This is a genomic window from Veillonella sp. 20925_1_51, assembly GCF_041431445.1.
Lineage (GTDB): Bacteria > Bacillota > Negativicutes > Veillonellales > Veillonellaceae > Veillonella > Veillonella nakazawae.
This window is the reverse complement of the sequence record NZ_JAPVXT010000006.1, coordinates 36,350-60,828: the sequence shown is the minus strand read 5'-3', so window position 1 is coordinate 60,828 and position 24,479 is coordinate 36,350. Positions and strand designations below refer to the sequence as shown.

The window sequence follows — 24,479 nt, the reverse complement described above, 5'->3', positions numbered from 1 at the left end:
TTATCTCATTAAAATTCTAAATTTTATAGATCATATAAAAATATTAATCTTTATAGATTACACAAAAAGACCTCGTACATTGTACGAGGTCTTTTGAATTAGTCGCGACGTGTACGCATAATACCACGATCGGCATTGCGTAAGAAGCGTAATAAATTTTCGATTTCTACAGAAGAATCAAGCTGCATTTCCATTTCTTCAATAGCCTTAGATAAGCTAAAACCAGAACGATAAATAATACGGAATGCTTGTTTCAAATCTCGGCGTACTTCTTCTGAAATACCTGCACGAGATAAACCAACAGAGTTAAGGCCGATAACACGCGCTGGTTGACCATCAGCAATAACGTATGGTGGAATATCTTGGACCACCTTAGCCATGCCACCAACCATAGCATTTCGACCAATCTTAACAAATTGATGAATACCTGCAAGGCCACCAATAACTACGCGATCTTCAACGATAGCGTGACCAGCTAAGCCTGCACAGTTACTCATAATTACATTATTGCCAACAATACAGTTATGAGCCACATGTGTACATGCTTGAAGCAAGCAGTTATTGCCTACACGTGTTTCTTCACCTTCTCCAGTAGCGCGGCTAATAGTGACAAATTCACGGATAACCGTTTCATCGCCAATATTACAATAGCTTTTTTCGCCTTTGAATTTTAAATCTTGCGGTTCCAACCCAATAGATGCGTTAGGATAAATCTCACAACGCTTACCAATGGTTGTCCAACCACCAATTACAACATGTGCACCGATTTGTGTCCCATCGCCAATTTCGACATGTTCGCCGATTACAGCGCCAGGACCTACGATTACATCTTTGCCCAATTTAGCATTTGGATGGACTATGGCTGTACTATGGATGTTGGATTCTGCATTTTCCATGCCTACAACTATCACTACAATCACTCCTCAATCATTATACAAGGGCAAACATGTATTCACCGCTAGCGCACAATTTGTCGCCAACATAGGCACGGCCTTCAACCTTACCCATTTTACCTTTGATTTTTACAATATCAACTTCCATACGCACTTGATCACCAGGTTTTACAGGATGACGGAAACGAACTTTATCAATACCTGTAAACATAGGTGTAAGACCTCGGTTTTCTTCAGGGTATAGCAAAGCAATACCACCAACTTGTGCAATAGCCTCAGTCAATAACACGCCTGGCATTACTGGATTGCCTGGGAAGTGACCTTGGAAGAACAATTCGTTGAATGTAGCATTTTTAATGCCCACAGCGCGTTTCATAGGTTCTAACTCAACGATGCGATCTACCAAAAGCATAGGATAACGATGAGGTAAAATTTCTAAAATGTCTTCGTGATTAAGAATCATGGCTGTGTCTCCCTTATTTCTTCCATTATACTACGAGCCAATTTTGAGTTTAATTCATGACTCGATTTCATAGCAATTACATGACCTTCGATTCGTCCTAATAAGAATAAGTCGCCTACTACGTCTAATGCCTTATGACGAACTAATTCGTCATCAAAGCGAGGTACAGACAAACACTTCTCATCATCATAAACTAACGCATTATCTAAGGTACCACCTTTTGCAAGGCCCATAGCCTGTAATTGTTCTAATTCTTTCATAAATCCGATAGTTCTAGCAGCACTAATATGCTCTTTAAAGGATTCTGGTGAAACCTCAAAATCGCAATTTTGCGTACCAAGTAACGGATGACTGTTAACCGATGTAAATGTAATGCGATAGCCATCGTATGGCAAAATAACTACAAAACGATCACCATCATAAATAGCATGAGAGCGAGTTATTTTATATACATGACGTGGTGCTGTTTGTTCTTGAATGCCAGCCTCTTCTATAAGGCCTACAAAAATAGCACTACTACCATCACCTACAGCAGGTTCAGGAGAATCCATCTCGATATAACAGTTATCAATATTCATAGCACTGAACGCAGCCATAACATGTTCTACAGTGAAAACCTTCGCTTCACCATTTTCTAATGTAGTAGCGCGCATAGTGTTCGTCACATTATCAATATGTGCTCGCACAGAAGGATGACCTTCAATGTCCGTGCGGATAAACACAATTCCTGTATTTTCAGGTGCAGGTTTAAAAACCATATTCACTGGTTCACCGCTATGAAGGCCAATCCCTTGATATGAAATAGCCTGTTTAATTGTTTGTTGTGGCTTACTCATAAGAAAGTCCTTTCATAATCTGAATTCACGTTTACTATACACCAATATGTATTATACCCTATTTGCATAGGTGTTACAAGAAATTTACCATATATTCAATGATTTTGAAAGCATTTTTCACATAATTAACTTTATATAAATTTAATTATAAATAGTACTTTATACACTGCAAAATAAAAAGAGACTTTACTATGCTTTATTCATGCGGCATCTAAATCGACACTGTACAAATATACATGTAAAATCTCTTTATATTTAATTATTAGCGATATACATCTGGCGGAGTTTCAATCTGCTCGCCATAAAAACGACGTGTCCACTTCCAACGGTTATGAAGCCAGAACCAATCTTCAGGATATCTTCTAATATAATCTTCAATAAACTCATTTAAAAGCGTTGTTGTTACCGCTATATCACGTTTTTTATCATCTGTACGCTCCACATAAATTGGTGGATGCACTTCAATCTCATACTTCTCAGAAAATGGACTATAATGTATTGTCACAAAAATGATAGGTACATCTTGCATACGAGCCAGTACAGCTGGGCCAGCAGCCGTCAATGTTTCATAACCAAAGAATGGTACAAGAACACCATCATCACCAGGATCCTGATCCATAATAAGGCCTAAAAAAGCACCTTTTTTTAGCTCATTGATCATTTCCCTCACACCAGTTTTATAAGTCACATGTTGGTGCATAATCCGACGATATTCATTGATAAACTTATCAGCATCACCATTCTGTTTCATGGCCACAGAAATCAACGGATACCCTTCCGAAGCAAGAACCCCCCCAAGGAGTTCCCAGTTGCCACTATGAACAGCCGCCAAGATTGCGCCTCGACCATTTTCTAAAGCATCATCTAAGTACTCTTTGTTAATAAACTCTACCATATCTTTGTATGCACCATCCTTAATTTCAGGATAGCGTAATACATCAATAATCATACGACCAAAGCGTGTAGTACTAGCTTTCGCAATACGTCGAGCTTCCTTGGGGTCATCGGTAATATTACAGAATAGAATTTGGCCTATCGCTAGGCGCTTGCGTTTAGGCGGCACTGCTAGCCACGCAATTTCACCAAGCAATGTACCAATAGCATATTGCAAACCTTTAGGTAATAAGCAAATAAAGGCACTAAAGATTTTCATAAACCTATACATGGATTATTAGCTCTCCTTCAGCTGTGCTTTCAAAGCGTCAATTTCTTTTTGTAGTTGTTTTACTGTTTTAACCATATCCGGCAAACGGTTTTCATAGGCTGCCAATTTTAACCATTCTTTATGTGGTCTCATAGGATAGCCCGCCATAATAGAATTAGATGGTACATTACCTGTAATACCAGTCTTTCCAGCAAATTGTACATTATCTCCAATTGTGATATGTCCAGTACAACCAGTTTGGCCTGCAAAGATTACATGATTACCACATTTAGTACTACCTGCAATACCAACTTGAGCAATCAAGAAGCAATCTTCACCAATTTCCACATTGTGACCAAGGTGTACAAGGTTATCGATTTTTGTACCACGACGAACTAATGTAGATCCCATTGTAGCATTATCAATTGTTGTACAAGAGCCAATCTCAACATCATCTTCAAGAATAACATTACCAACTTGTGGAATATGTGTATGTACGCCATTCTCTGTAGCAAAACCGAAGCCTTCGCCACCAATTACTGCTTTAGCACGCAATACAACGCGTTTACCTAAAATACAGTTTTCATGAACAATAGCGCCTGCATAAATATCAGAATCTTCGCCAATACGTACATTATGTCCAATATAAACATATGGGCGAATTGTTACATTATCTTCAATAACTGCATTATCATTAATAACACAATAGGCACCAATAGCAACATTTTTTCCAATTGTTACATTTTCGCCAATAATAGCAGTACTATGCACTTCTCTAGGAACAACAACAGGTGGATGGAAGAGTTCTAACACTTGTGCAAATGCTGCTTTTGCATTATCAACTACAATTTGAGCCATCGGTGCATCTGTCACTTCAGATTCAACGATCACAGCACCCGCTTGGCATAATGCAATATGTTCAACATATTCACCTACTGCAAAAGTTATGGATTGTTTTACGGCTTGTTCAAAGCTACGTGTCTCAGTAATAACAATAGATGCATCGCCTATAACACGACCATCTACTAATGTTGCGAGTTCCTGTAAAGTTTTTTCCAAGGTAAACTCCTCCCCCTGTGATAATTCTTAATTATTGTGCACTTTCTGTATTAACTGCTGTGGTTTGACCTGCTTGTTGAGCATTTTGTTGTGCATCTTGTTGTTCTTGTGCTTTAGCTGCATTTTCAGCTTCTTTAATTTGGTCATCAGAAGCTTTGCCCATCTTCGCAATCAAATCATCAGTCACATCAGAGCCACCACCAACAACAGCACCTTTTTCGATAACAACATCAAGTTTTTTCTCTTTTACAAGTTCACCAACTTTTTGTTCTTGATATTGACGATATTCTTGTGCTTTTGCATTGGCAAAGGCGTTTAACTCTTGATTAGCTTGATTAAATACATTTTGTTTAGATGCTTCATCAGCGGCTGCAATTTTAGCATCCAACTCAGCTTTTTTAGCATTGATTTCTTTAGTGATTTCAATACCTTTTTCAGTGCTGTTTGCTACTTTCACGCTATCAACATAACCAATATTATTAGAACCACAACCACCTAAAACAGCCATAGAAGCCACTAAGGATGCACCTAATACTAAAGATTTAATACGTTTATTCATAATATAACTCCTTATTGAACTCGATAGGACGCTTTTACAGCATCAGTAATATCAAGCCCCTTAATATTACCACCATCATCGATGATGACTAAATCTAAATGTTGTTCCTCTGCAATAATTGCTACACGCATACGAACATCTTCTAAAATGGCCTCATGAAGTGCACTCACTTCAGCTTCCTTATCTGAAAGCTTTTTAGCCCAAGAATCATTCCAGTCCTGAGCAACAGGTAAGTTATTATTAGCAATAATAGATTGTGCTTGTTGTTGTACCATAGTATCCCGTTTTGCAGCCAACTCCTTTTGTAAAGATGCTGCATATTGGTTAAGCTCTTCTTGCCCTTTTTGTTGCATAGGAGCAAGTTCTGCTTGTACTTTAGCTTTAATAGAGTCCACATCTAGATTAGATGGTTTTCTCTTAGCTAATAACTCCTTCAATCGTTCCTCTTTCTTAGCCTTCTCTGCCATAGCTGCTTCTTTTTGTGCATCATTAATGTATACACGAGCATCATAAGCATAAAGATCTAACTGTAGATTAACGATTTCTAAATCATATTCATTAGAGCTAACTTTTAACTCAGCCAAATATTTTTGAGTAAGTTCGTTTCGTTTTGCATTCAATTGCTGATTCAATTCATTTTCTTTTGTTGCAATACGAGTTTGCAATTCCACCGTAAGAGCATCTGACAAGGTTGAATCTAATGCAAGAGATTTCAATTGTTCCTCTTGTGTCTCTGACTTGGCATTTAGAGCTTGTTGTTCAAGTTCATACTGACGTTGTAAAAGGTCCAATTCATTTTTAGCTTGTTTATAATCCTCATAAGAAGGATTAAACTCTAATACATCATCAATACGTACAACACCTATTGATACCCCATCAGGACTCTGCTGACGATTCGTCACAAATCCATAGGCCCAAACCATAGCACATAATGCAACAACGAGAAATATGGCAAATCCGATATATCGTTTTTTCCCGTTCATTGTCGTTCTCCCTTACATAGAACTACAGTTTATTTTTTCGCATCATTAGCTAATTTTTTCAATACTTGATCTGTAATATCTACACCACCATATAATACAGTGTCTTTAGTCATTACAACGCTAAGGCCTTTTGCATCACCCACAGCTTTTGCTGCTTCCATCGCTTTATCTTGAACGGATTTAGCAATTTCTTGATCTTTTTTTGCTAAGTTTTGACGTGCTTCTTCAGCTAATTTTTGTTTAGTCGCATCATCTTGTGCTGCATCAATTTTTGCTTGTGTTTCTTGTTGTAATTGGCTTTGATAGCTCATATATTCTTGAGCTGCAGAGATATAAATTGGATTATCTTGAGACATCATACGAGATGTATCGATAACACCAATTGTGCTGTTACCACTACTACCAGTTGGCGTAGCCATTTGAGTATATGCCAATGCACCAATACCGATAATAAAAATAGCAGCAATGACGATGGAGAAAATTTTCACATTCGCCTTGTTGTTCATCATTCGCATCATAATAGAGTGCCCTCATTTCTTTAAATTACTACATCAAAGGATGCCATATAGAGATATTGGTGAAAGCCTCTTTAGAAAAGAGGCCTCCACCATATACATTTACTATATTAGAATTGTGTACCGAAGCTGAAGTGGAATTTATTTTTGTGTTTACCCACGCCATAATCAAGTTTAACTGGACCAATAGGTGTAGTAATACGAACACCAGCACCAACGCCATAGTTGAATGTTTTCTTGCTGTTGTACCAAGAAACATTTGGTGCATCCCATGCATCACCGATATCAGTGAACAATACGCCACTAACCTTTTTGACGATTGGGAAACGGAATTCCAATGTAGCATTGTACATATACTTACCGCGGAATTGATCATCTTCGTAACCACGTAAGGAGTCTGCACCACCCAATGTGAACAATTGGCTATAAGGAGCATCACCTTGGATAAAACCACCACGCGCGCGGAATGCCAATACATTCTTAGCACCTAGTTTTTTATACATACGTGCTTCAGCTGTGAATTTGTAGAAGTCGAAGTCACCGCCTAAGCCATGACCAGCCCATTGTGCTGTATAGGAAATACGACGACCACGTGTTGGATCATAGATATTGTCACGGGAATCGTATACTTTTTGCCATGTAATGGAATTAATACGGCCAAAGTTATTTTTCACATAATTATTAGACGCAAAATTCCAACTACCACCAGTACTTGGATTAGTATTATTCCAATCATTGCCACTACCAGTTGTATTGGAAATAGCATCAGTATCATAACGATAACCAGAGCTATCATCGCTATCCCACTTATAAGTGTCTTTACGAGATTCCAATGTCAAGTAGTCACGTGTATATTCCCCAGTTTGACGACCGAAGGAAATGTTGAAACCACGGGATTTCTTGTTATATTCAGCTACTTCATTACCATTTTCATTATAATCTGTGTATTCATCTTCACGGTTGAAGAAGGAGAAGCCAAGGGATGTACCTTTGCTATCGATCCAAGGTTTCAAGTAAGAAATTTGGTAGTTTTTGTATTTTTTCTTACCACCGATTTCCCAGTGAACTTTGAATTTATCACCAGTACCGCGGAAGTTATCTTCACCAAATTCAATGATACCCATCAAACCATCAGATTTGGAGTAACCTGCACCTAATGTAATAGTACCTGTTTTATGTTCCAAAACATCGATTTCAATGATTACATTATTAGGATCTTGATCGCCAGGCAACATGCGAACATTTACATCATCAAAGAAGCCTAGGTTGTATACGCGTTCTACAGAACGGCGTACCAAGAATTTATTGAAAGGTTTACCTTTCTTTTGAACGAATTCACGAGTAATAACTTTATCGCGTGTTTTCTTGTTACCAGCAGGAATAATATCCTCTACAATGCCTTCCACGATATGTACATGAAGCACGCCTTGATCATCTACGCGAATACCATCAACGTGTGCCAACATGTAGCCATCACGAGCATATGCTGCATTGATACCTTGAACCTTTTGGCCTACATATACAGAGTTAAGAACTTGACCTGGTTGAATGTCCATGAATTTAGTCAATACTTCAGAAGTATAAACTGTATTACCTTCGAAAGCCACGCCAGTAGTAATCGGATTTACTGTAACAGCAAAGTCCAATTTAACGCCTTCAGGTACTGTAGTAAATACAGGGTTTACTTCAGAGAAGTAACCAGTATTACCAAGGTTAGTTACGTCTTTGAATACACCATCAACAGATACAGCATCGCCGATTTTTTCTGTCAAGATAGGCAATAATTGTGCTTGTTGTTCAGCTGTTACACCAGAAATAGATAAACCAGTAATCAATTTACCTACATATGGATTAATAGTCTCAGCATTAGCAGATGTAACATATTGAGCTTCTACAGTTGTAACAGCTTGAGTTTGGCCATTTTCAGCAGCCTTATCAAGGTCAGTACCACCAGTAGTTTTAGACACCATTTTTACTTGTTTGTCATCTGTTTTCAAAGCAGCATTATTGACTGTAACAGTTCCGTCAGAACCTTTAACTACAGTACCATCGCTAGATACAGTTGTATCACCACGAGCTGCTAAGATAGCTGCATCAGTTTCATCTTGTGTTGTTGCAGGTGTCGCTGCATCAGCATTGTAAACAGCTTGTGTAGTAGTAGCATCATTAGTAGTTGCTGCACTAGTTGTTGTTGTGTTATTTAAATCTGGAGTATAGCCAACTTGTACCTCTGCAGCAAATACACTGCCTGTCCCCATGACAGCAGTCAACACAGATGCTGCAAGCATACTTTTATAGGCTTTTGGTTTAAACATAAATTCCTCCTAGAACTCATCCCCATAAAAAGTTTACATCTTGTTTTATAAAGACTAATAAATCTTTATTATTATAGCATAAAATACTGGGAATGAGTACTATATTAAACAAATTTTATGAAATTAATATGACTAGAATGTGCATACCCATGGGATTTGCACACTCTAGTCATAAACTTAAAAGCTTCTTGTCCAACGACCCCCTATATAATTGTTTCCTTGCGATGTATGCCATGCAGTAAACTTGAGGTTTCGTTTTACAGAATACTCTACACCATATTTATTTTGTTTATTATTGATACCTTGAGAATAAGTAAGCATTACCTTTGGCACAATATACTTGCCAATTTCAATATTGTAATTACCTGCCGTTGCCCTATTAGTTGGTTCATCAGGATCAATGGAACCTGTCGTAATATTAATCCGATCTAAACCTAATGTATTTTGCAATGCATCTTGCACATAGCCAAAGGCAAACATTTGTAAGCCTGCTGTAGCAACAGCATTTACATCTTCATTTGTCAATGTACTACTATTAGAATCTGCACCACGACCAAAGGTTAGCATGGAAATAATTTGCTTTCTAGACAAGCTAGGATTAGACGACAAAGTAAGATCCATATGGTCTACAGTCCCTTTTACACCAAGCATAATATTGTAGTTACTTACATTCGTTTCAGCCTCTAATTGTAAGTTTGGTAAATAAGAGCCACTTACAAAGTGTGCATTCCCCTTCGTAATATTAAATACATGACTTAAGTATTTAAATGTACCAGATTTAACATCAAACTGGCCACTAGCTGTTGGATTTTGTAACGTTCCGCCAAAGTGAACATCACCACCAATGAACATATTATACAAAGTACGATCATATAGGCGTACACCCTTGCCAGCATGGATGGTAACATCTACCCCCATATTGGTACTACTTTCACTAGATTGTAAGGAAAGCGGAATCTTGAATTGGATATTTTCCAAGTCCAAATTACCTGTCAATGTAGGTAACCCATCGCGTTCAGCAATATAAAGCTCCCCATTCAATGGGCCCCTAATATATTCACTACGAACATCGAGTCCATCAAGTTGAACAGCAGCCTTATAATTTGTAAGCTCATGACCAGACCAATTTACCTTAGCAGCTAAACCGGCTGAACCTTTCCCCATATTAATGCGGGATTGGAAATCACCTTGCTGTCCTGAGAAGATTAAATCCCCATCAATCCCTGTAATTTCATTATCTACATTAGCCAGCTTCATAGTGCCATTACGTACAGAAACCGTACCATATGCTTCTGGTTGATCTATAGTACCAGTAAGTCTGATTACCCCTTTTAACGGACCTGTTGCCTCCTTAACACTAGTAGTAACAAGAGGAATAACAGCCATATCAGCTTCGTTAAAATCGATAGTTACGTCCATAGATTTAGCATTACTAGCTTCTATGTAACCAGAGGTATAAAGTGCAGCCAATGGAATCTTGCCATAAATGCTAAGCTTATAGCCCCCTTTTGCACCTTGAATACGCTGAATCTGAATAACATGATCTTGCATAGTAGCCAACACAAACCCTTCATCAATGCCAATTCCATTGAAAGAGCCAGATTCTACTGCACCAGAGAGTTCAACCTTAGGGTTTTTAGTTTTTCCCGTAACATTCACAACACCAGTTACCCAACCTGTAGCTTGAATATCCTTACCCACAAGTGGTAAGAATGGTACTATGTCAACATCTTTTAAAGCGACTTGTAAGTCAGCTTCGCCATCTAGATCCAATGTACCGCCCATGGCAATGAGACCTTCATCAACAGGTAGTTTTAAGGTCGTAATTTTAAACTTTCGATTAGCTAAGCTAGCATCAATCGTTGCATCACCGACAACCTTGTTATCAATACTAACTTCATTAATTTTACCGTCAACAGTAACACTTGGATTATCCTTTGTGCCACCAATCTCAACAGAACCGTTTAATTTACCATCAAGATGCTCATTTTCACGATCTAACAGTGCTAATAGATTCTTGACACTACCATTAGTAACATCTAAAACACCAAATAGCTGTTGACTATCGTCGAGCTTCATGCCGCCTTTAGCAACATAACGACCACCATTTGATTCAGCAAAAGAAAAGTCTTGTACATTTACGACGGATTTATCTGCATACACGTGGCCATGAATATCAGTCAATAATTGCCCATTTATAGATAAAGCATCAGATAAAATGTAACCATTAAACTGAGGGTTATCCATAGAGCCCGTTATAGTACCACGGCCTGCTAACAAGCCATCTACCTTATAGTCAGTATTGATGAGCAGTCTACCCATATCGATTTTCTTACCTTTAAAATCAATATTAATAGCATCTTTCGATACTGTGCCACCACCTGTAATAGTTGCACCATAACCTTCGATATCAAAACGATATAACTCTAATGTTTCATTTTTATAGTTGTATTTGGCAAAAGCATTAGTAATAAGCTTGCCATAGGCAGATCCATCCCATAAGTGAGCTCGTCCTTCTACAATAGGATTAGCCGCAGTCCCTGTTATATGGTTATCGGTTTCAAACCATCCTGTAATAGGAATGTCAGTTACAGGACGAATTAAATTTTCAATACGCACTGCACGAGCTTTAGCATTTAAATCTAATGCATCAGTATTGATATTATACCAACCTGTAATATCATAACCGCCACTACCGTCACCAATATGACCATTGGTAATTGTTAGAACATGATTGTCTAAAGTAATATCGCTATGAATATCATTAAAATGGGCACCCTTATAAAGAACCTCTTGTCCCCATACAGTACCAATTACATTAGGGTTATCTAAAGCCCCTTTTACATTAATAGACGTGCTAAGTGTGCCAGCTACATCTTCACCTATGATTGGACTAAGTGATGTCAACGGCAAGGCATTACCAGAAACTGTGGCATCCACTTGACCGTTTTGAATCGAACCATATCCACTAAAGGAGCCAGTACCCATATTACCAACCATAATTATGTTGGTAAGATTATCACTATGAGTTAAATCTGCTTTTACAGAGTCAAGGATGACACCACGCACACCAATGTCATGACCTTGAACAGCACCAACCAAATCTGTAAGTTGATTATTCTTCCCTAAAGCGTGGATTTCTCCATCAACTATCCCTGTAACAGGCATGGTTAGATCTTTTGTGAAAGTATCCAGCGATAAGGAATGAACATTTGCAACCACATCAAAGTCACCTGTGTCTACAACATATTGACCTTTAACTTTAGCATTACCAGAGCCAATAGATAATTGGGCATCATCAATACGAACCAATCCATTATCGTATACTACATTTCCTTGCACTCGGTCCACATGGTACCCTTTGTAAGAAATACCATCACCACCGATTGTCGCATCTACGCGAGGCGCTACAGTGGTACCGCCAATATGTGCGCGACCGCCAACAACACCTGTAATCCCCACATCAGTAATAGCTTCTAGTGCTACTTTATCCGCCACAACATTAAGGTTTAAATATTCTTCCTCTTTTCCTAACGTAATGAGCCCATTAAGTCTTGCTGCTTGATCATTAATACGCCAAGAACTATGGCTAATGACAATTTGGTCGTGATTTAACATAATACGACCTTCCCCATCAGTAATAGTATAGGTCGTATTTCCGCGTTTATAAGTACCGCTTAATCCTTTGAACCCTACATTGCCACTCATAACATATTGGCCATCTTCACTTTTAATATTGAGATGTAAATCTTTTAACTTCCCCTTCGATACAACTAAATCCTTACGTAACGGAACAAAGCTCATAATGCCAGTCGTATCAATTTCATCAGCTTGTACAAACACATCAAAATTAGACACATCATCCATGTCTATATTGCCATTTACAAGAACAGAGGAACCATCTATATCAGCTGTAAAAGCCCCTTTGGACATACCACTCATATTAAGAGCAACGGTGCCATCAAGGTTTTCAACATTGCGTTTAACGCCATCTTTAGCACGTAGCGCTACATGGCCATTTTTAATGGTAATATCACCATCAAAACTACCCGATTTATTCGGATCAGATGGTTTAACTAACTTTTCTATACTCCAAGATCCATCGTTCAATTGCCATATGTGAAGATCAGGTGCATCCACGGTAACATTGGATATAGCTGTCGCCCCTGATGTGTTACCCCCAATTATACTTGGTAATGCAGATAGTTTAACCCCAACAGCTACATCTTGTGCCGTCCCTACTAAGTGACCATCCCGATCTTTAATCACCACATCTGATAAAACTACATCACCATTCCAATTGATACGAAGAGAATCATAGTCCACAGATCCGTTTATGGTATTATTTACTTGTTCTTTAACCATAGGTTCTACATAGGTCTTAGCTATAGGGTTTATACTAGCACCAACTGCAGATAATCCTAAAATTGCAGCCCCTATGAGACACCACTTTTTACGGGTCATAATGATCTCCCATACACATTATGAATAAAATAAATATATATACTAATCTTACCACACACACAGTAATAACTATAGTATTTTAAGGGTAAATTTTATAAAACTAATATATTTTTTTACTAATCATTTTCTACAATAACTACAGATAAAATTATTTAAACATTACCATAACATAAAAATGAAAATATACAATGAATCTACGCTCTATAAATCTATAAAAAAAAGACGACCGAAGTCGTCTTTTTTAGTATCCAATTATTGATTGCCACCTAGTTGTGCTAACTGTTCAGCTGCACCACTGTTTGCAATAATTTGTGCACCTTGTCCAACTGGAGTATTCAAAGGAACACCTGTCAATTGTTCAAGCGCAGCAATACTAATATTGTAATTATAAAGTGCTTGTACATAATTATTACGAGCATCTGTTAATTTAGTTTCCGCATCGAGTACATCAAGGTTTGTACCAACACCTGCACGATAACGAAGTGTAGCAATGCGGAAGCTTTCTTGACCTTGAGCGACTGCAGTTTGAGTGCTTTGGATTGTTTGCTCTGCAGAACGCAAGTTCAAGTATGCTTTTTGTACGGCTAATAATACAGCATCAACAGTAGCTAAATTAGCTTCTTTAGCTTGTTCAAGTTGTGCATTTGCTTTTTTAATAGCATTTTGTGTAGCACCGCCGTCCCATAAACTCCAGGATGCAGTAGCACCTACACTCCAAGATTTTGTACTTGTTCCAAAGTAACCATCTGGATCAGCATAGCCACGACCTGCTTTTACTGCCACAGTTGGTAAATAACCAGATTTAGCAGATTTTACAGCTTCTTCTGCAGATTTTACATCAAGGGCAGATTTTACAAGAGCAGAACGATGAAGTAAAGCATATGCTTTAGCTTGTTCCAATGTAATATTATAAGGTTTATATTGTAAATCATGTTCTGCCGTATTAATAGCTGTTTGTACAGGATATGCAATGACTTGATTTAAACTTGCTTCTGCTAAATTTGCAGCATTTTGAGCTTTAACAAGGCTCGTTTCAGAGTCAGCAAGATTTGTTTTAGCAGCCAACACATCAGAACTAGCTACCAAGCCAACATTATATTGAGCTTGCACATTTGTTACATGACCTTGGTAATCTTTAACAGCTTGTTGAGCCACATCAACAAGATTACGGTTCATGATCAAAGTATAGTACCCACTGATTGCATCGTATTTTGCTTGTTGCAATGCTTCTTCATAGCTAGCGCCAGTACCTTCACGTGTATAACGTGCAGAGTCAATACTTGCATCAAGTTGAGGATTAAATACAGGAGCACTAATGGAGAAGTTATGACTACCAGATTTACCGCGTCCAGTATCACCACCGGTTTTTTGAGCAGACCACCCATAGCTAACACTAGGGTTTTTACCTGCTGCTACTTGGCTAACTGCAGATTTAGCAGCTTCATAACCCCATTTAGTTTGTTTTGCAGTACGGTTATTCGCCAATGCCAAATCTATAGTACGAGACTCATCGAGGTCCAATTTGCTCTCATATGTTTTGCTATCTTGAACAGATTTTTCAGCTAGTTGCTTTTGTGTTAATTGAATAGCTTCTTTTTGATATTTGCTTAATTGGTCTCCATTATTAACGGAAGTTGTAACTACATCAGCAGCCATTGCACCTGTAGTAGCCAAGGAGAGCATTACACCTAAGGATAAAACCTTTTTATTCATAATATGTACCTCCATACTCACCTAAAGTGAATGTATTAGTCTTTAAAATACTTGTTTGATACCAAAGTAGGTACCGCCATTCGTGGAACCAAACGGTCTGGTCATTTGAATAACCCCATAAGTATCTTTATGTAAACGTATATCACTACGAATACGATATTTACGATGATTAAGATCATACATAGCAGCAGACAAGGATACAGGACCACGTAAATTATAATCTACGCCCACACCCAATTCACTTTCAAAAATACCACCACGTACTAACCATTTCGGACTAACAAATTTTCCTGCATTTAAATCGAATTTTGTATCATCCCCAATATTGGATAGTCCAATTTCTGCCATACCTTTATCATTAAAAGCACGAACACGACCATTGATACGGAATTCATCATCTGTTGTGTTATATAGTAAATCTACAGATGGCTCAACTTTAGTTGATGACTTTTTTTCAACATTATTCCCGTCTGCAACATTACCATTTACATCAGTTTGGTACGCTTTACCACCCATCAATTTATTGATACGAGCAGAAATTTGTGCCGTATTATGTAATGTTTCCTTAATATTTTCTTGTGCTTTAGGATCTGTTACTGTAGATTCCATAGAACGAGCCATATTATCTACACGATCCGTAGTTTGTTTTAAATTAGTCAAAATAGCGCGCATATCATTGCCTGCATTACCATCTGCATTAAATTGTTGAGCAGCTTGATTTAGCTGTGCCGTTACATCAGCCATATTTTGTGTAATCGCTACAGCATTATCAGCCATTACAGCCGTAGATTGCAAGGAATGCTTAAGTGCATTTTGCGTTGCTGGATCACCAATAATATTATTAATGGATTGCAACATTTTTTCGGTGCCATCCATTAGTTTTTGAGCGCTTTGCATCGCTTTATCCATAGCGTCTGCACCTTCGCCCTTAACAGTGTCACCATCTTGTAAAAATACCTTAGATTGGCCTGGTGAAATTTGAATAAACTTATCACCTAAAAAACCATCTGATCCCAATGTGAACGTAGAGTCACTTGGAATTTGTGTTTTTTCATCAAGCTTCATTTTTACTACTACACCATGTGGTGTAATCTCTATATCAGAGACATTACCGATGGCCACACCTGAGTATTTAACTTGATTGCCATTTTTTAGGCCATTAACTTGAGCAAAATCACCGGTAATCGTCATTTGCGGTTTAGCCCATATATCAATGCGGCCTACAAACAGTATGCCCGCAATAAATAATGCTATACCTATTATCGTGAAAGCCCCTACCTTGGCCTCCGTCGTCCACTTCATTATACCTCTCCCATCACAGATACGTTAATTGGTTCTGCTTCACCATGAATAAACTGTTGTACCTTTTTATTTGTAGAATTCTTAAAGTCTATTGTATCAGAAATTTCCACAAATTTCCCCTTATCAAGTAAAGCTATGCGGTCTGCTACATAAAATGCAGATTGCATATCATGCGTTACAACGATAGAAGTACAACCGAGCCGTTGCTGCATTCCCTTAATCAACATACTAATCGTACCTGATGTAATAGGATCTAACCCGGATGAAGGTTCATCATAGAGAATTAAACTCGGATCTAACGCTATGGCACGAGCTAAGCTAACACGCTTCTTCATGCCTCCAGATAATTCGTTAGGCATATAGGATTCATACCCTTTTAAACCGACCCAATCGAGTCGCTCTGCTACAATGCGTTTTATTTCATCATCTCCTAAGTCCGTATGCTGACGTAAGCCAAAGGCTACATTTTCACCTACCGACATAGAGTCAAATAATGCAGAGTATTGGAATACCATCCCCATTTTTCTTCGTACTGTATTAAATTCATCTTCAGATAATGTTGTAATATCTGTGCCATCTACTATAATCTGTCCCGATGTAGGACGCTGCAAGCCAATCAATAAGCGAAGTAGTGTACTTTTACCACTACCACTACCACCTAATATGACTAACGTCTCCCCATCATCGATGGTGAGATTAATAGAGTCTAAAATCACACGTGACTCATAGGCAACTACAACATTGCGTAGTTCTATCATAAATCCCTCTAATGTATCTACTAATATAACAAGGTAGATAAAAAGTAATTTAATACAAATACTAAAATGATACTAGTTACTACAGAACTAGTTGTGGAGAAGCCAACTGCTTCAGCGCCCATTTTAGTTTCCATCCCCTTGTAAGCACCTACCAATGCGATGACAGCACCAAATACGCTAGATTTCAAAAGACCTAGTGTAAAGTCTGAAATGGTAGAAAACATTTGAATAGAATCTAAATAAGTACTTGGCGCCAGACCTTTGATAGCAGTAGCTACAAAGTAACCACCTGCAATACCAATGACTACACCATAAAATGCCAAAATAGGCACCATAATCATACATGCTACTACACGAGGTACCACGAGATAACCAACAGGATCGACAGCCATAACACGTAGCGCATCAATTTGTTCAGTTACCTTCATTGTACCAATTTCAGCCGTGATAGCGGCGCCAACACGGCCGGCCAGTACAACCCCTACTAAAATAGGCCCTAACTCACGACCCATAGCAACAGCCATAAGACCACCCACAGTGCTTTGAGCTCCATATGTAATTAATACATCTGTAATCTGTAAGGTCATAACCGCTCCTGCAAATAGTAGCGTTAAGCTAATAATCGGCAATGAATCTACACCTAGGTGAGCCATCTGCTGGAATACATGCCACAGATTAATCATTTTCAGTTGTTTTATTGTTTGCCACACTAATAATGTAGCACTACCCATCTGTGATAGGCCGTGTATTACAACACGACCTATCGATTCAAGCCAATTCAACAGTCTAGCCCTTTCCCCTTACATTTTCAGCTTATTCAGCTGCATTAGTATCATTTACTTTAGATTCATCCTTTTTATCAGGTGTTTTTGTGTCTTGTTTATCAGACTTTTTCACATCTTTTTTACTGGATTTATCCTTTTTTGATTGGTCTTCCAACTCTAATTTATGTTCCATCTTGATTTGATTTTTAACTTCTTTTACGCGTTTAGCTAGTGCTTTATCACGATCAGCTGGCTTCATAACATGAATTGTAAATTGACCATCACCTTGAACGATGTACTCTGTATCAATAGCAGTCTTTTCGATTTGATTATCATCATCCTTATTGGAACCCAAATCTTCTTGACCAATTTTTTTCTTTACATCCCCTGGCATAGGTTTTGATTCCACATCTTTAAGTTTCGCTTTTTTAACAGATTTAGAACCATCTTCATCAACAAGGCTAATGCCATCTTCTAAAAACTCTACAACGATTTGATTATTCGTATCAGTCTTTTGAATTTCATCATAAAGCTCATCAAAATCTTTATGAACTTTTAATCGACGTAAGATTTCATCAGTTAAATTGTATTTTTGTTTTTCTAATACATAAGGTAATGGGATTTCACCGCCCCCACGCACCTCTAAGGTATACTGACCAACAGCTTGATCTTCAGGAACTTTAAAGAAGATTTGTTTAACAACTTTCTCCCCGCGGAATGGCTCCAACGTTACATCTACAACGATTGTATCCCCAGGAGAAACAATGGTAGAAGATGCAGACGCATCAATAAGCTTTGCAGTTTTCTTATCTTGTGTTACTTCAGTTTCTACAGAGATATCAGAGATTTCATAATTAATGAAGCGGTTATTCATAAGAACATCGATAACATTGTAGAACTCATCAACAGCCTTCTCTGAGATAGAGTCAGAACTATAGAACATATTAGTTCGTGTTAACGGTTTATGTTCTTTACCTCTTGGAGTAATAGTATAAGAAATTGTAGCTGTACCAGCGCCACTACGATCTAATGTTTTATTCAACATATTATATAGAGATGTAGCCGCTAAGGTCGGTGTCATTTCACTATCTTCAATGACCTTAACAGAGCTAGTTTTATCGCGTCCCATATCAAGGTCTTTTAAATGGAAGCGCATAGGAATACCTGGAGAGATCACTCCAGATACGCCAGCAATACCAGCACCTCTATCTTCAGTTACTGAGCCTACTTCCTTGCCCATAGAGCCTAATTTGAAAGCAGCATCATAACTTTTAACTACCGTAAAGATACTTGCATTGTGCATAAAGTAGTTTGAAGAGCCATGTTTCAAGAATGGATGACCAAAGGCAACAATCTTTTCACCATCTACATAGGTAACAGTACCAATAGCACCAAGTTTTAAGTCACCATCAACTAATAATGCGGCTACAGAGCCACCAGCCTCCAAAGGCTTTGCAGTTTCATCCCCACTAGCACTAGCTGTATCATATGTTTCATATTTATATTGTGGCAGCTTGGATTTAAAGTAATCCATGGACGCTGCATCAAAGCCATATGCCATAAGTGGTGTGCCAAGAGGAATCAATTGTTTATCATCCCATGGTCTAGATAGGTTCTTCTCATATGGAATATTCCATAATTTCACCATATCTTCAATAGGGGTAATCATCCCGATCGTACCGTCTGCAAACCCCCAACCATAGGCAACAGCACCAACGAGCTTGCCATTTATATATACAGGACTACCACTCATGCCATGAGCAATGCCTCCAGTTTTTTCCATAACAGGACCAGAGAACTTTGCCAAAATAAGATGACCAGATGGCCCCTTATCCTTCATGACACCCAGTACCTTTACATCAAAGGTTGAAATGGTATCTCCTACAATTACAGTTTTTGCAATGCCTTCCATACCTGTAGTTACATCATTGACAGGCATGAAATCAACAGCCTGTGCAGCTGTAAGTGAAGTACAGAAGAAAAGCGCCAGTATCGCTTTTCTATACAGACGCCAAGAATGAGAAAACTTCATTCCTTCTCTCCTTTATTTACTTTCTACTGTGACAACGATTTGATCACGAGAAACGTCTGAGCCCACTGTAACATTAACCGCCGTTACAGTACCAGTTACAGTAGATTTAGCAGCAGCCATAGGGCCAGCCAATGTCTCTACAGTTACCAATGTTTGACCTTCTGTTACAGCAGAGCCAACAGAAACTGTAGAAGCAACTTTACCTGTTAATACACTTTGGTATGATACAGGGGCCGCCATTACAGAGCTAACACTTAAAATGCCTAAAGCAGCTAAGGCCAACACTACTCTTTTCATAACGATCCCTCCTTTTACAAAATTAGTTATGTATTTATAGTATACTAAATTATTACTAATATTTCAAACAAAATTGTATGCAACGAATTCATTTTATAATTACAATATCCTCATAGGTCGTAGGATTTGAAGTCGCTTTATGAACGTATGTATCATTGACTACTAAATCAACACTACCTTGATTCGATAATTCAGCACCATCCACGACGCCTAGTTTAAATAATAGTTGAGCCCCTTCTTGTTGTGTAACCCCTACAGATTGAAGCCCAGCTTTATCAACAGTGAGCACCACCAAATTATGATCTTTAGTAGTTCCTATAAAACTACGAGCTTTATTATTGGTCCCATCAGCACCAACATAGTTACCATTTTTCAAAACCATAGTACCTGCTTGTAAAGCTGCTCCACCAGTGGTATTCACTTGTGCCAACTCCGGTCTATTTTGAATCGTAATCGGTGTGCCCACCTTTAATTTACGTAACGCATCCCTAGATTCTCCATGACCAGATAATACGTATTGGTTTTCTCCAATTTTAGAATTCCCTTTTTGACCACTAACCACCTTGCCATTAGCTACAGTCACTTCGTATCCAAAGTCATTAGTCTTTGTAGATGCCCCATACGCTGATGTATATAGAGTCAAAGCATTTTCTTTACGACTTGTATTAACAGAGGTAATCAGGAATGTATCCTTCTGTGTTTTAGCCTGTAGTAAAGGTCTTTTTTCTTCAATAAAATATCCACGATTTGGTGTATATCGCAAGGTGCCACGATTAGAAATACGCTCTAAATCAATCGTTCCATCACTAGCTACTGAATAAGGACGATCAAAACTTCCGCCCTTTACCTTTGCTCCAATGATGGCAGTATGTGATTGAATCACAGATGATAAGGTTTTTCCTTCTGGAACATGGGCTACTACCATAGGTGAATCATTATCAACAGATAACGCAAAGGCTTGAATCTTACCTTCTGCTACAGTGTTATTAATCTTGCTATACGTAACGGATTTATTTACATCTTTTGTTGTTTGTTGAGCATAGCCAGAAAATAAATCCACTACAATACGCGATGGCTTTTCCAATGTAAACTCATGATGTTGTACATCCTTATTAGCCGTCAAGGTTACTTGTAAAGCACCATTAACAGGTTGTAAGCCAATGCCTTTTAAAACACCTGTTTTCGTGTTATTTTGAGCTACAGGTCCAGTCAATCCATTTGTCGTACCACCCAGGTTAAGGGTAAGAGCATGTGTAGACTCATTATAAGATTTAGTCCAAGATACAGGCATTTCAGACACATCTAATACGATTCGACTTGTACCTTCGTGATTAGATACACGTACGCCGGTTAAATTTCCAGCTTCCGCATAAGGTATTGTGCTGCCTAGAAAGCCTAACACAGCAAAAGTCATATATAAATATCGTTTCATTTACAATTCCTCTATAGCGATAACCTATATTAATAGATCTATATTCATACATCAATTTTATACAATATACTTTTACTATAGTATACATCATATAGATGAAAATTACAAAAAGGATGCACTAAAAAAGAAGTTACTATCTACCGTCGTTCCATTTTTAATGGCCTATCTATAAATAGTAACTTCCTCAAATTTTACATTATTTCAATGAAATATTTTATTGTAATTCATCCAATGTATCGCGCAATTGTGACATTTCATCAAGAGCTTTTGCAACCCCTTTAATAACAGCATATCGCGGAGACTCAACTAAATAAGATGCAATACCAACAGAACGTGTAATAACACGATCTAAACCATCGATGAGAGCACCGCCACCTGTCAAAATGATACCATGATCATTAATGGCTGCTACAAGTTCTGGAGGTGTTTTTTCTAAAATCGATTTAATGCCTTCTAAAATATTCATCACTTGCGCCTCTAAGGCACGTTGAATTTCTAAGGAATTAACAGCAACCATCTTAGGTAGTCCAGAGCTGGCATCACGCCCTCTAACCTCTATAGTTCGTTCTTTAGCACGTCGATCTACGGTACCAACAGAAATCTTTATCTTTTCTGCTGTTAAAGGTCCAATAACAAGTCGCTTTTTACGACGTATATAGCGAATAATAGATTCATTGAAGGAATCTCCTCCAATGCGAAGGGATTCACTCACAACAACGCCAGTATCACAAAGAACGGCAATATCAGTAGTACCGCCACCTACATCGACAACCATAGCTCCAACTTGGTCAGCATCATTGAGACCTGTACCCATAGCAGCTGCTAATGGTTCCTCTATAAGAACAGTCTTTTTAGCGCCTGTTCTAAGTAAAGCCTCTAAAATAGCACGTTTTTCAACAGGCGTAATTCCAGATGGCACACATACAATAATACGCGTTTTCATCAATCTAGAAGCAGGCACAACGGAACGAATAAAGTATTTTAACATAAATTCGGTCATATCGTAATCTGCGATAACACCCGCTTGAACAGGACGAATAACAGATATACCTTTAGGTGTACGCCCAACCATAGAACGTGCAGCTTCACCTAACGCGAGAATATCTCCGGTTTTATCATCACGCGCAATATAGGCAGGCTCATCTAAGACTAGCCCTTTCCCTTTAGCAAAGATAAGAATATTGGCAGTTCCCAAATCTATACCTAAGTCAAAATTCAATGAACGATTCAATCGTCCCATTAAATCGCCCACCTGCTCAGGACGAACTAGGCGCTTCAAGGTCATAGCAGGTGTAGTTTTCGCTATGGCAACAGTTTCACGATTACGACGCTCAACACGGCGCATTTTGGTGACTTTAACCATTGCTTCGCGCATATTGGAAGCCAAATGGCTAGCTTGCTTAGCTACGCCCTCTGAAAGCTTCGTAGACTTGCGTTTCGTCCTTCGTAATGGTTTACGATTAGAACTAGTTTTAGCATTTTCAACCTTTGCAGCACCTAAGTTTTGTTGCTCGTTGTATAAAGCCGGCCCTTTTGAGCGCCGGCTTCGTTTCTTTTTATTCTGTTTTGGCTCTGTACTTTTATTCGTCAACCCGAACAATATCAGCACCTAACCTTTGCAATTTACCTACGAAATCATCATAACCACGATCGATATGATGTAGACGACCAACTTCAGTTCTACCTTCTGCAGTCAACGCAGCACAAACAAGAGCCGCACCTGCACGCAAGTCTGTAGCATTAACTACAGCACCATGCAAGCGTGGCATACCTTCGACAATCGCTTGACGATTGTCGATATCGATATGGGCACCCATTTTGCGAAGTTCCGCAACGTGCATGAAGCGATTTTCAAATACAGTTTCTGTTACAGTACTTGTACCTTCAGCGATTGTAGTAAGCGCCATAAATTGAGCTTGCATATCTGTTGGGAAACCTGGGTATGGTAGTGTTTTAATATCAACAGCTTTAATGCCTTTGCCAGTACTGATAACGCGAATACCATCAATTTCTTCCTCTACAGTAACGCCAGCTTCTTTTAACTTAGCTACTACTGGTTTCAAATGTTCTGGCAATGCATTTTCTACAAATACGTCGCCACCAGCCATAGCAGCGGCAATCAAATATGTACCAGCTTCGATACGGTCTGGAATAACCGTATGAATTGCACCATGTAATTGAGGCACACCTTCAATGCGGATTACATTTGTACCAGCACCGCGAATATTAGCACCCATTGCATTCAAGAATGTTGCTAAATCAACGATTTCAGGTTCTTCCGCAGCATTTTCGATAACAGTTTTACCTTCAGCCATGGAAGCTGCCATAATTACGTTTTCTGTAGCCCCTACACTTGGGAAATCCAAGTAAATTTGAGTGCCTTTAAGACCTTCTGGAGCATGAGCATATACATAATCTTCAGTAATTTCAATTTTAGCACCTAGTGCTTCGAACGCTTTTAGGTGAAGATCGATAGGACGTGCACCAATCGCACAACCACCTGGCATGGAGATTTTAGCCTCCCCTTTGCGCGCTAAAAGTGGCCCCATTACGAGGAAAGATGCACGCATTTTGCGTACAAGCTCATAAGGAGCTTCCGTAGCAGTCAATGTAGACGCATCGAAGATAATTTCATCATCTGCTTTATTACGAGTAATTTTAACCCCCAAAGACTCGATAACTTGGCAAATTGTACCTACATCTTCCAAATTTGGAATTTCAAGTAATTTACTAGGTGTTGATGCTAGCAAAGTACCGGCAATAATAGGGAGTACCGCATTTTTAGCACTACTAACACGTACACGGCCTTCCAACCGGTTGCCACCTTGAATGATTAGCTTTTCCAACAGAATTCCTCCTACACTTTATATCGATCATCTTGTATGAACTACAAGACGTTGTATTTATAACGTCATATACTAAATGTTATTATACTATTTTTCGATATATC

At 38.5% G+C, this 24,479-nt stretch carries 19 protein-coding genes; all 19 read right to left on the bottom strand.

Features of this window, described 5'->3' with window-relative positions; genetic code table 11:
- Positions 1-98 precede the first annotated feature (98 nt).
- Positions 99-911 carry an acyl-ACP--UDP-N-acetylglucosamine O-acyltransferase gene (lpxA, locus tag O3607_RS07380; protein ID WP_174683260.1) on the bottom strand — a complete coding sequence of 271 codons (813 nt, stop codon included), beginning with the start codon at positions 909-911 and terminating at the stop codon, positions 99-101.
- Positions 912-930: 19 nt separating this feature from the next.
- The gene (gene fabZ / locus O3607_RS07375) at positions 931-1,356 is read right to left on the bottom strand and encodes a 3-hydroxyacyl-ACP dehydratase FabZ (RefSeq protein ID WP_004695477.1); all 426 of its coding nucleotides are present in this window, start codon (positions 1,354-1,356) and stop codon (positions 931-933) included.
- Complete coding sequence (gene lpxC / locus O3607_RS07370; protein WP_119206296.1) at positions 1,353-2,192, bottom strand: UDP-3-O-acyl-N-acetylglucosamine deacetylase; 840 nt, start codon at positions 2,190-2,192, stop codon at positions 1,353-1,355. Before lpxC ends, fabZ begins: the two co-directional genes overlap by 4 nt.
- A 262-nt stretch (positions 2,193-2,454) precedes the next feature.
- Positions 2,455-3,357, bottom strand: coding sequence for a lysophospholipid acyltransferase family protein (locus tag O3607_RS07365; protein ID WP_316707158.1), 903 nt, complete (start codon positions 3,355-3,357; stop codon positions 2,455-2,457).
- A 6-nt stretch (positions 3,358-3,363) separates the two neighbouring features.
- Positions 3,364-4,395, bottom strand: a complete 1,032-nt coding sequence (lpxD, locus tag O3607_RS07360) for a UDP-3-O-(3-hydroxymyristoyl)glucosamine N-acyltransferase (RefSeq protein WP_285365455.1) — start codon at positions 4,393-4,395, stop codon at positions 3,364-3,366.
- 31 nt (positions 4,396-4,426) lie between these two features.
- Positions 4,427-4,954, bottom strand: a complete 528-nt coding sequence (locus O3607_RS07355; RefSeq protein WP_371443640.1) for a hypothetical protein — start codon at positions 4,952-4,954, stop codon at positions 4,427-4,429.
- Positions 4,955-4,965: 11 nt separating this feature from the next.
- Positions 4,966-5,937 (bottom strand): hypothetical protein, encoded by a 972-nt coding sequence (locus O3607_RS07350; protein WP_371443639.1) that lies wholly within the window; start codon positions 5,935-5,937, stop codon positions 4,966-4,968.
- Positions 5,938-5,966: 29 nt separating this feature from the next.
- A complete protein-coding gene (locus O3607_RS07345; RefSeq protein ID WP_060924949.1) occupies positions 5,967-6,455 on the bottom strand; it encodes an OmpH family outer membrane protein in 489 nt (162 codons plus the stop codon).
- 107 nt (positions 6,456-6,562) lie between these two features.
- A complete protein-coding gene (locus O3607_RS07340) occupies positions 6,563-8,767 on the bottom strand; it encodes a BamA/TamA family outer membrane protein (protein WP_316059046.1) in 2,205 nt (734 codons plus the stop codon).
- A gap of 177 nt (positions 8,768-8,944) precedes the next feature.
- Positions 8,945-13,231 (bottom strand): translocation/assembly module TamB domain-containing protein, encoded by a 4,287-nt coding sequence (locus O3607_RS07335; RefSeq protein WP_371443638.1) that lies wholly within the window; start codon positions 13,229-13,231, stop codon positions 8,945-8,947.
- Between the two features lie 252 nt (positions 13,232-13,483).
- Positions 13,484-14,944 carry a TolC family protein gene (locus tag O3607_RS07330; protein WP_119206301.1) on the bottom strand — a complete coding sequence of 487 codons (1,461 nt, stop codon included), beginning with the start codon at positions 14,942-14,944 and terminating at the stop codon, positions 13,484-13,486.
- Positions 14,945-14,986: 42 nt separating this feature from the next.
- Positions 14,987-16,246 carry an MlaD family protein gene (locus O3607_RS07325; RefSeq protein WP_349224619.1) on the bottom strand — a complete coding sequence of 420 codons (1,260 nt, stop codon included), beginning with the start codon at positions 16,244-16,246 and terminating at the stop codon, positions 14,987-14,989.
- Positions 16,246-17,004 carry an ABC transporter ATP-binding protein gene (locus tag O3607_RS07320; RefSeq protein WP_024066737.1) on the bottom strand — a complete coding sequence of 253 codons (759 nt, stop codon included), beginning with the start codon at positions 17,002-17,004 and terminating at the stop codon, positions 16,246-16,248. The genes O3607_RS07325 and O3607_RS07320 overlap by 1 nt, the downstream gene beginning before the upstream one ends.
- A 20-nt stretch (positions 17,005-17,024) precedes the next feature.
- The gene (locus O3607_RS07315; RefSeq protein ID WP_119206302.1) at positions 17,025-17,786 is read right to left on the bottom strand and encodes an ABC transporter permease; all 762 of its coding nucleotides are present in this window, start codon (positions 17,784-17,786) and stop codon (positions 17,025-17,027) included.
- 31 nt (positions 17,787-17,817) lie between these two features.
- Positions 17,818-19,800, bottom strand: a complete 1,983-nt coding sequence (locus O3607_RS07310) for a SpoIVB peptidase S55 domain-containing protein (protein WP_371443637.1) — start codon at positions 19,798-19,800, stop codon at positions 17,818-17,820.
- Positions 19,801-19,812: 12 nt separating this feature from the next.
- Positions 19,813-20,097, bottom strand: coding sequence for a biotin/lipoyl-containing protein (locus O3607_RS07305; RefSeq protein WP_005387253.1), 285 nt, complete (start codon positions 20,095-20,097; stop codon positions 19,813-19,815).
- An 88-nt stretch (positions 20,098-20,185) separates the two neighbouring features.
- Positions 20,186-21,529 (bottom strand): phosphodiester glycosidase family protein, encoded by a 1,344-nt coding sequence (locus tag O3607_RS07300; RefSeq protein WP_371443636.1) that lies wholly within the window; start codon positions 21,527-21,529, stop codon positions 20,186-20,188.
- A 214-nt stretch (positions 21,530-21,743) separates the two neighbouring features.
- Positions 21,744-23,129 (bottom strand): rod shape-determining protein, encoded by a 1,386-nt coding sequence (locus O3607_RS07295; RefSeq protein WP_060924957.1) that lies wholly within the window; start codon positions 23,127-23,129, stop codon positions 21,744-21,746.
- Entirely contained in the window at positions 23,110-24,375 is a 1,266-nt protein-coding gene (gene murA, locus O3607_RS07290; protein ID WP_105086170.1) for a UDP-N-acetylglucosamine 1-carboxyvinyltransferase, read from the bottom strand. Before murA ends, O3607_RS07295 begins: the two co-directional genes overlap by 20 nt.
- Positions 24,376-24,479: the final 104 nt, after the last annotated feature.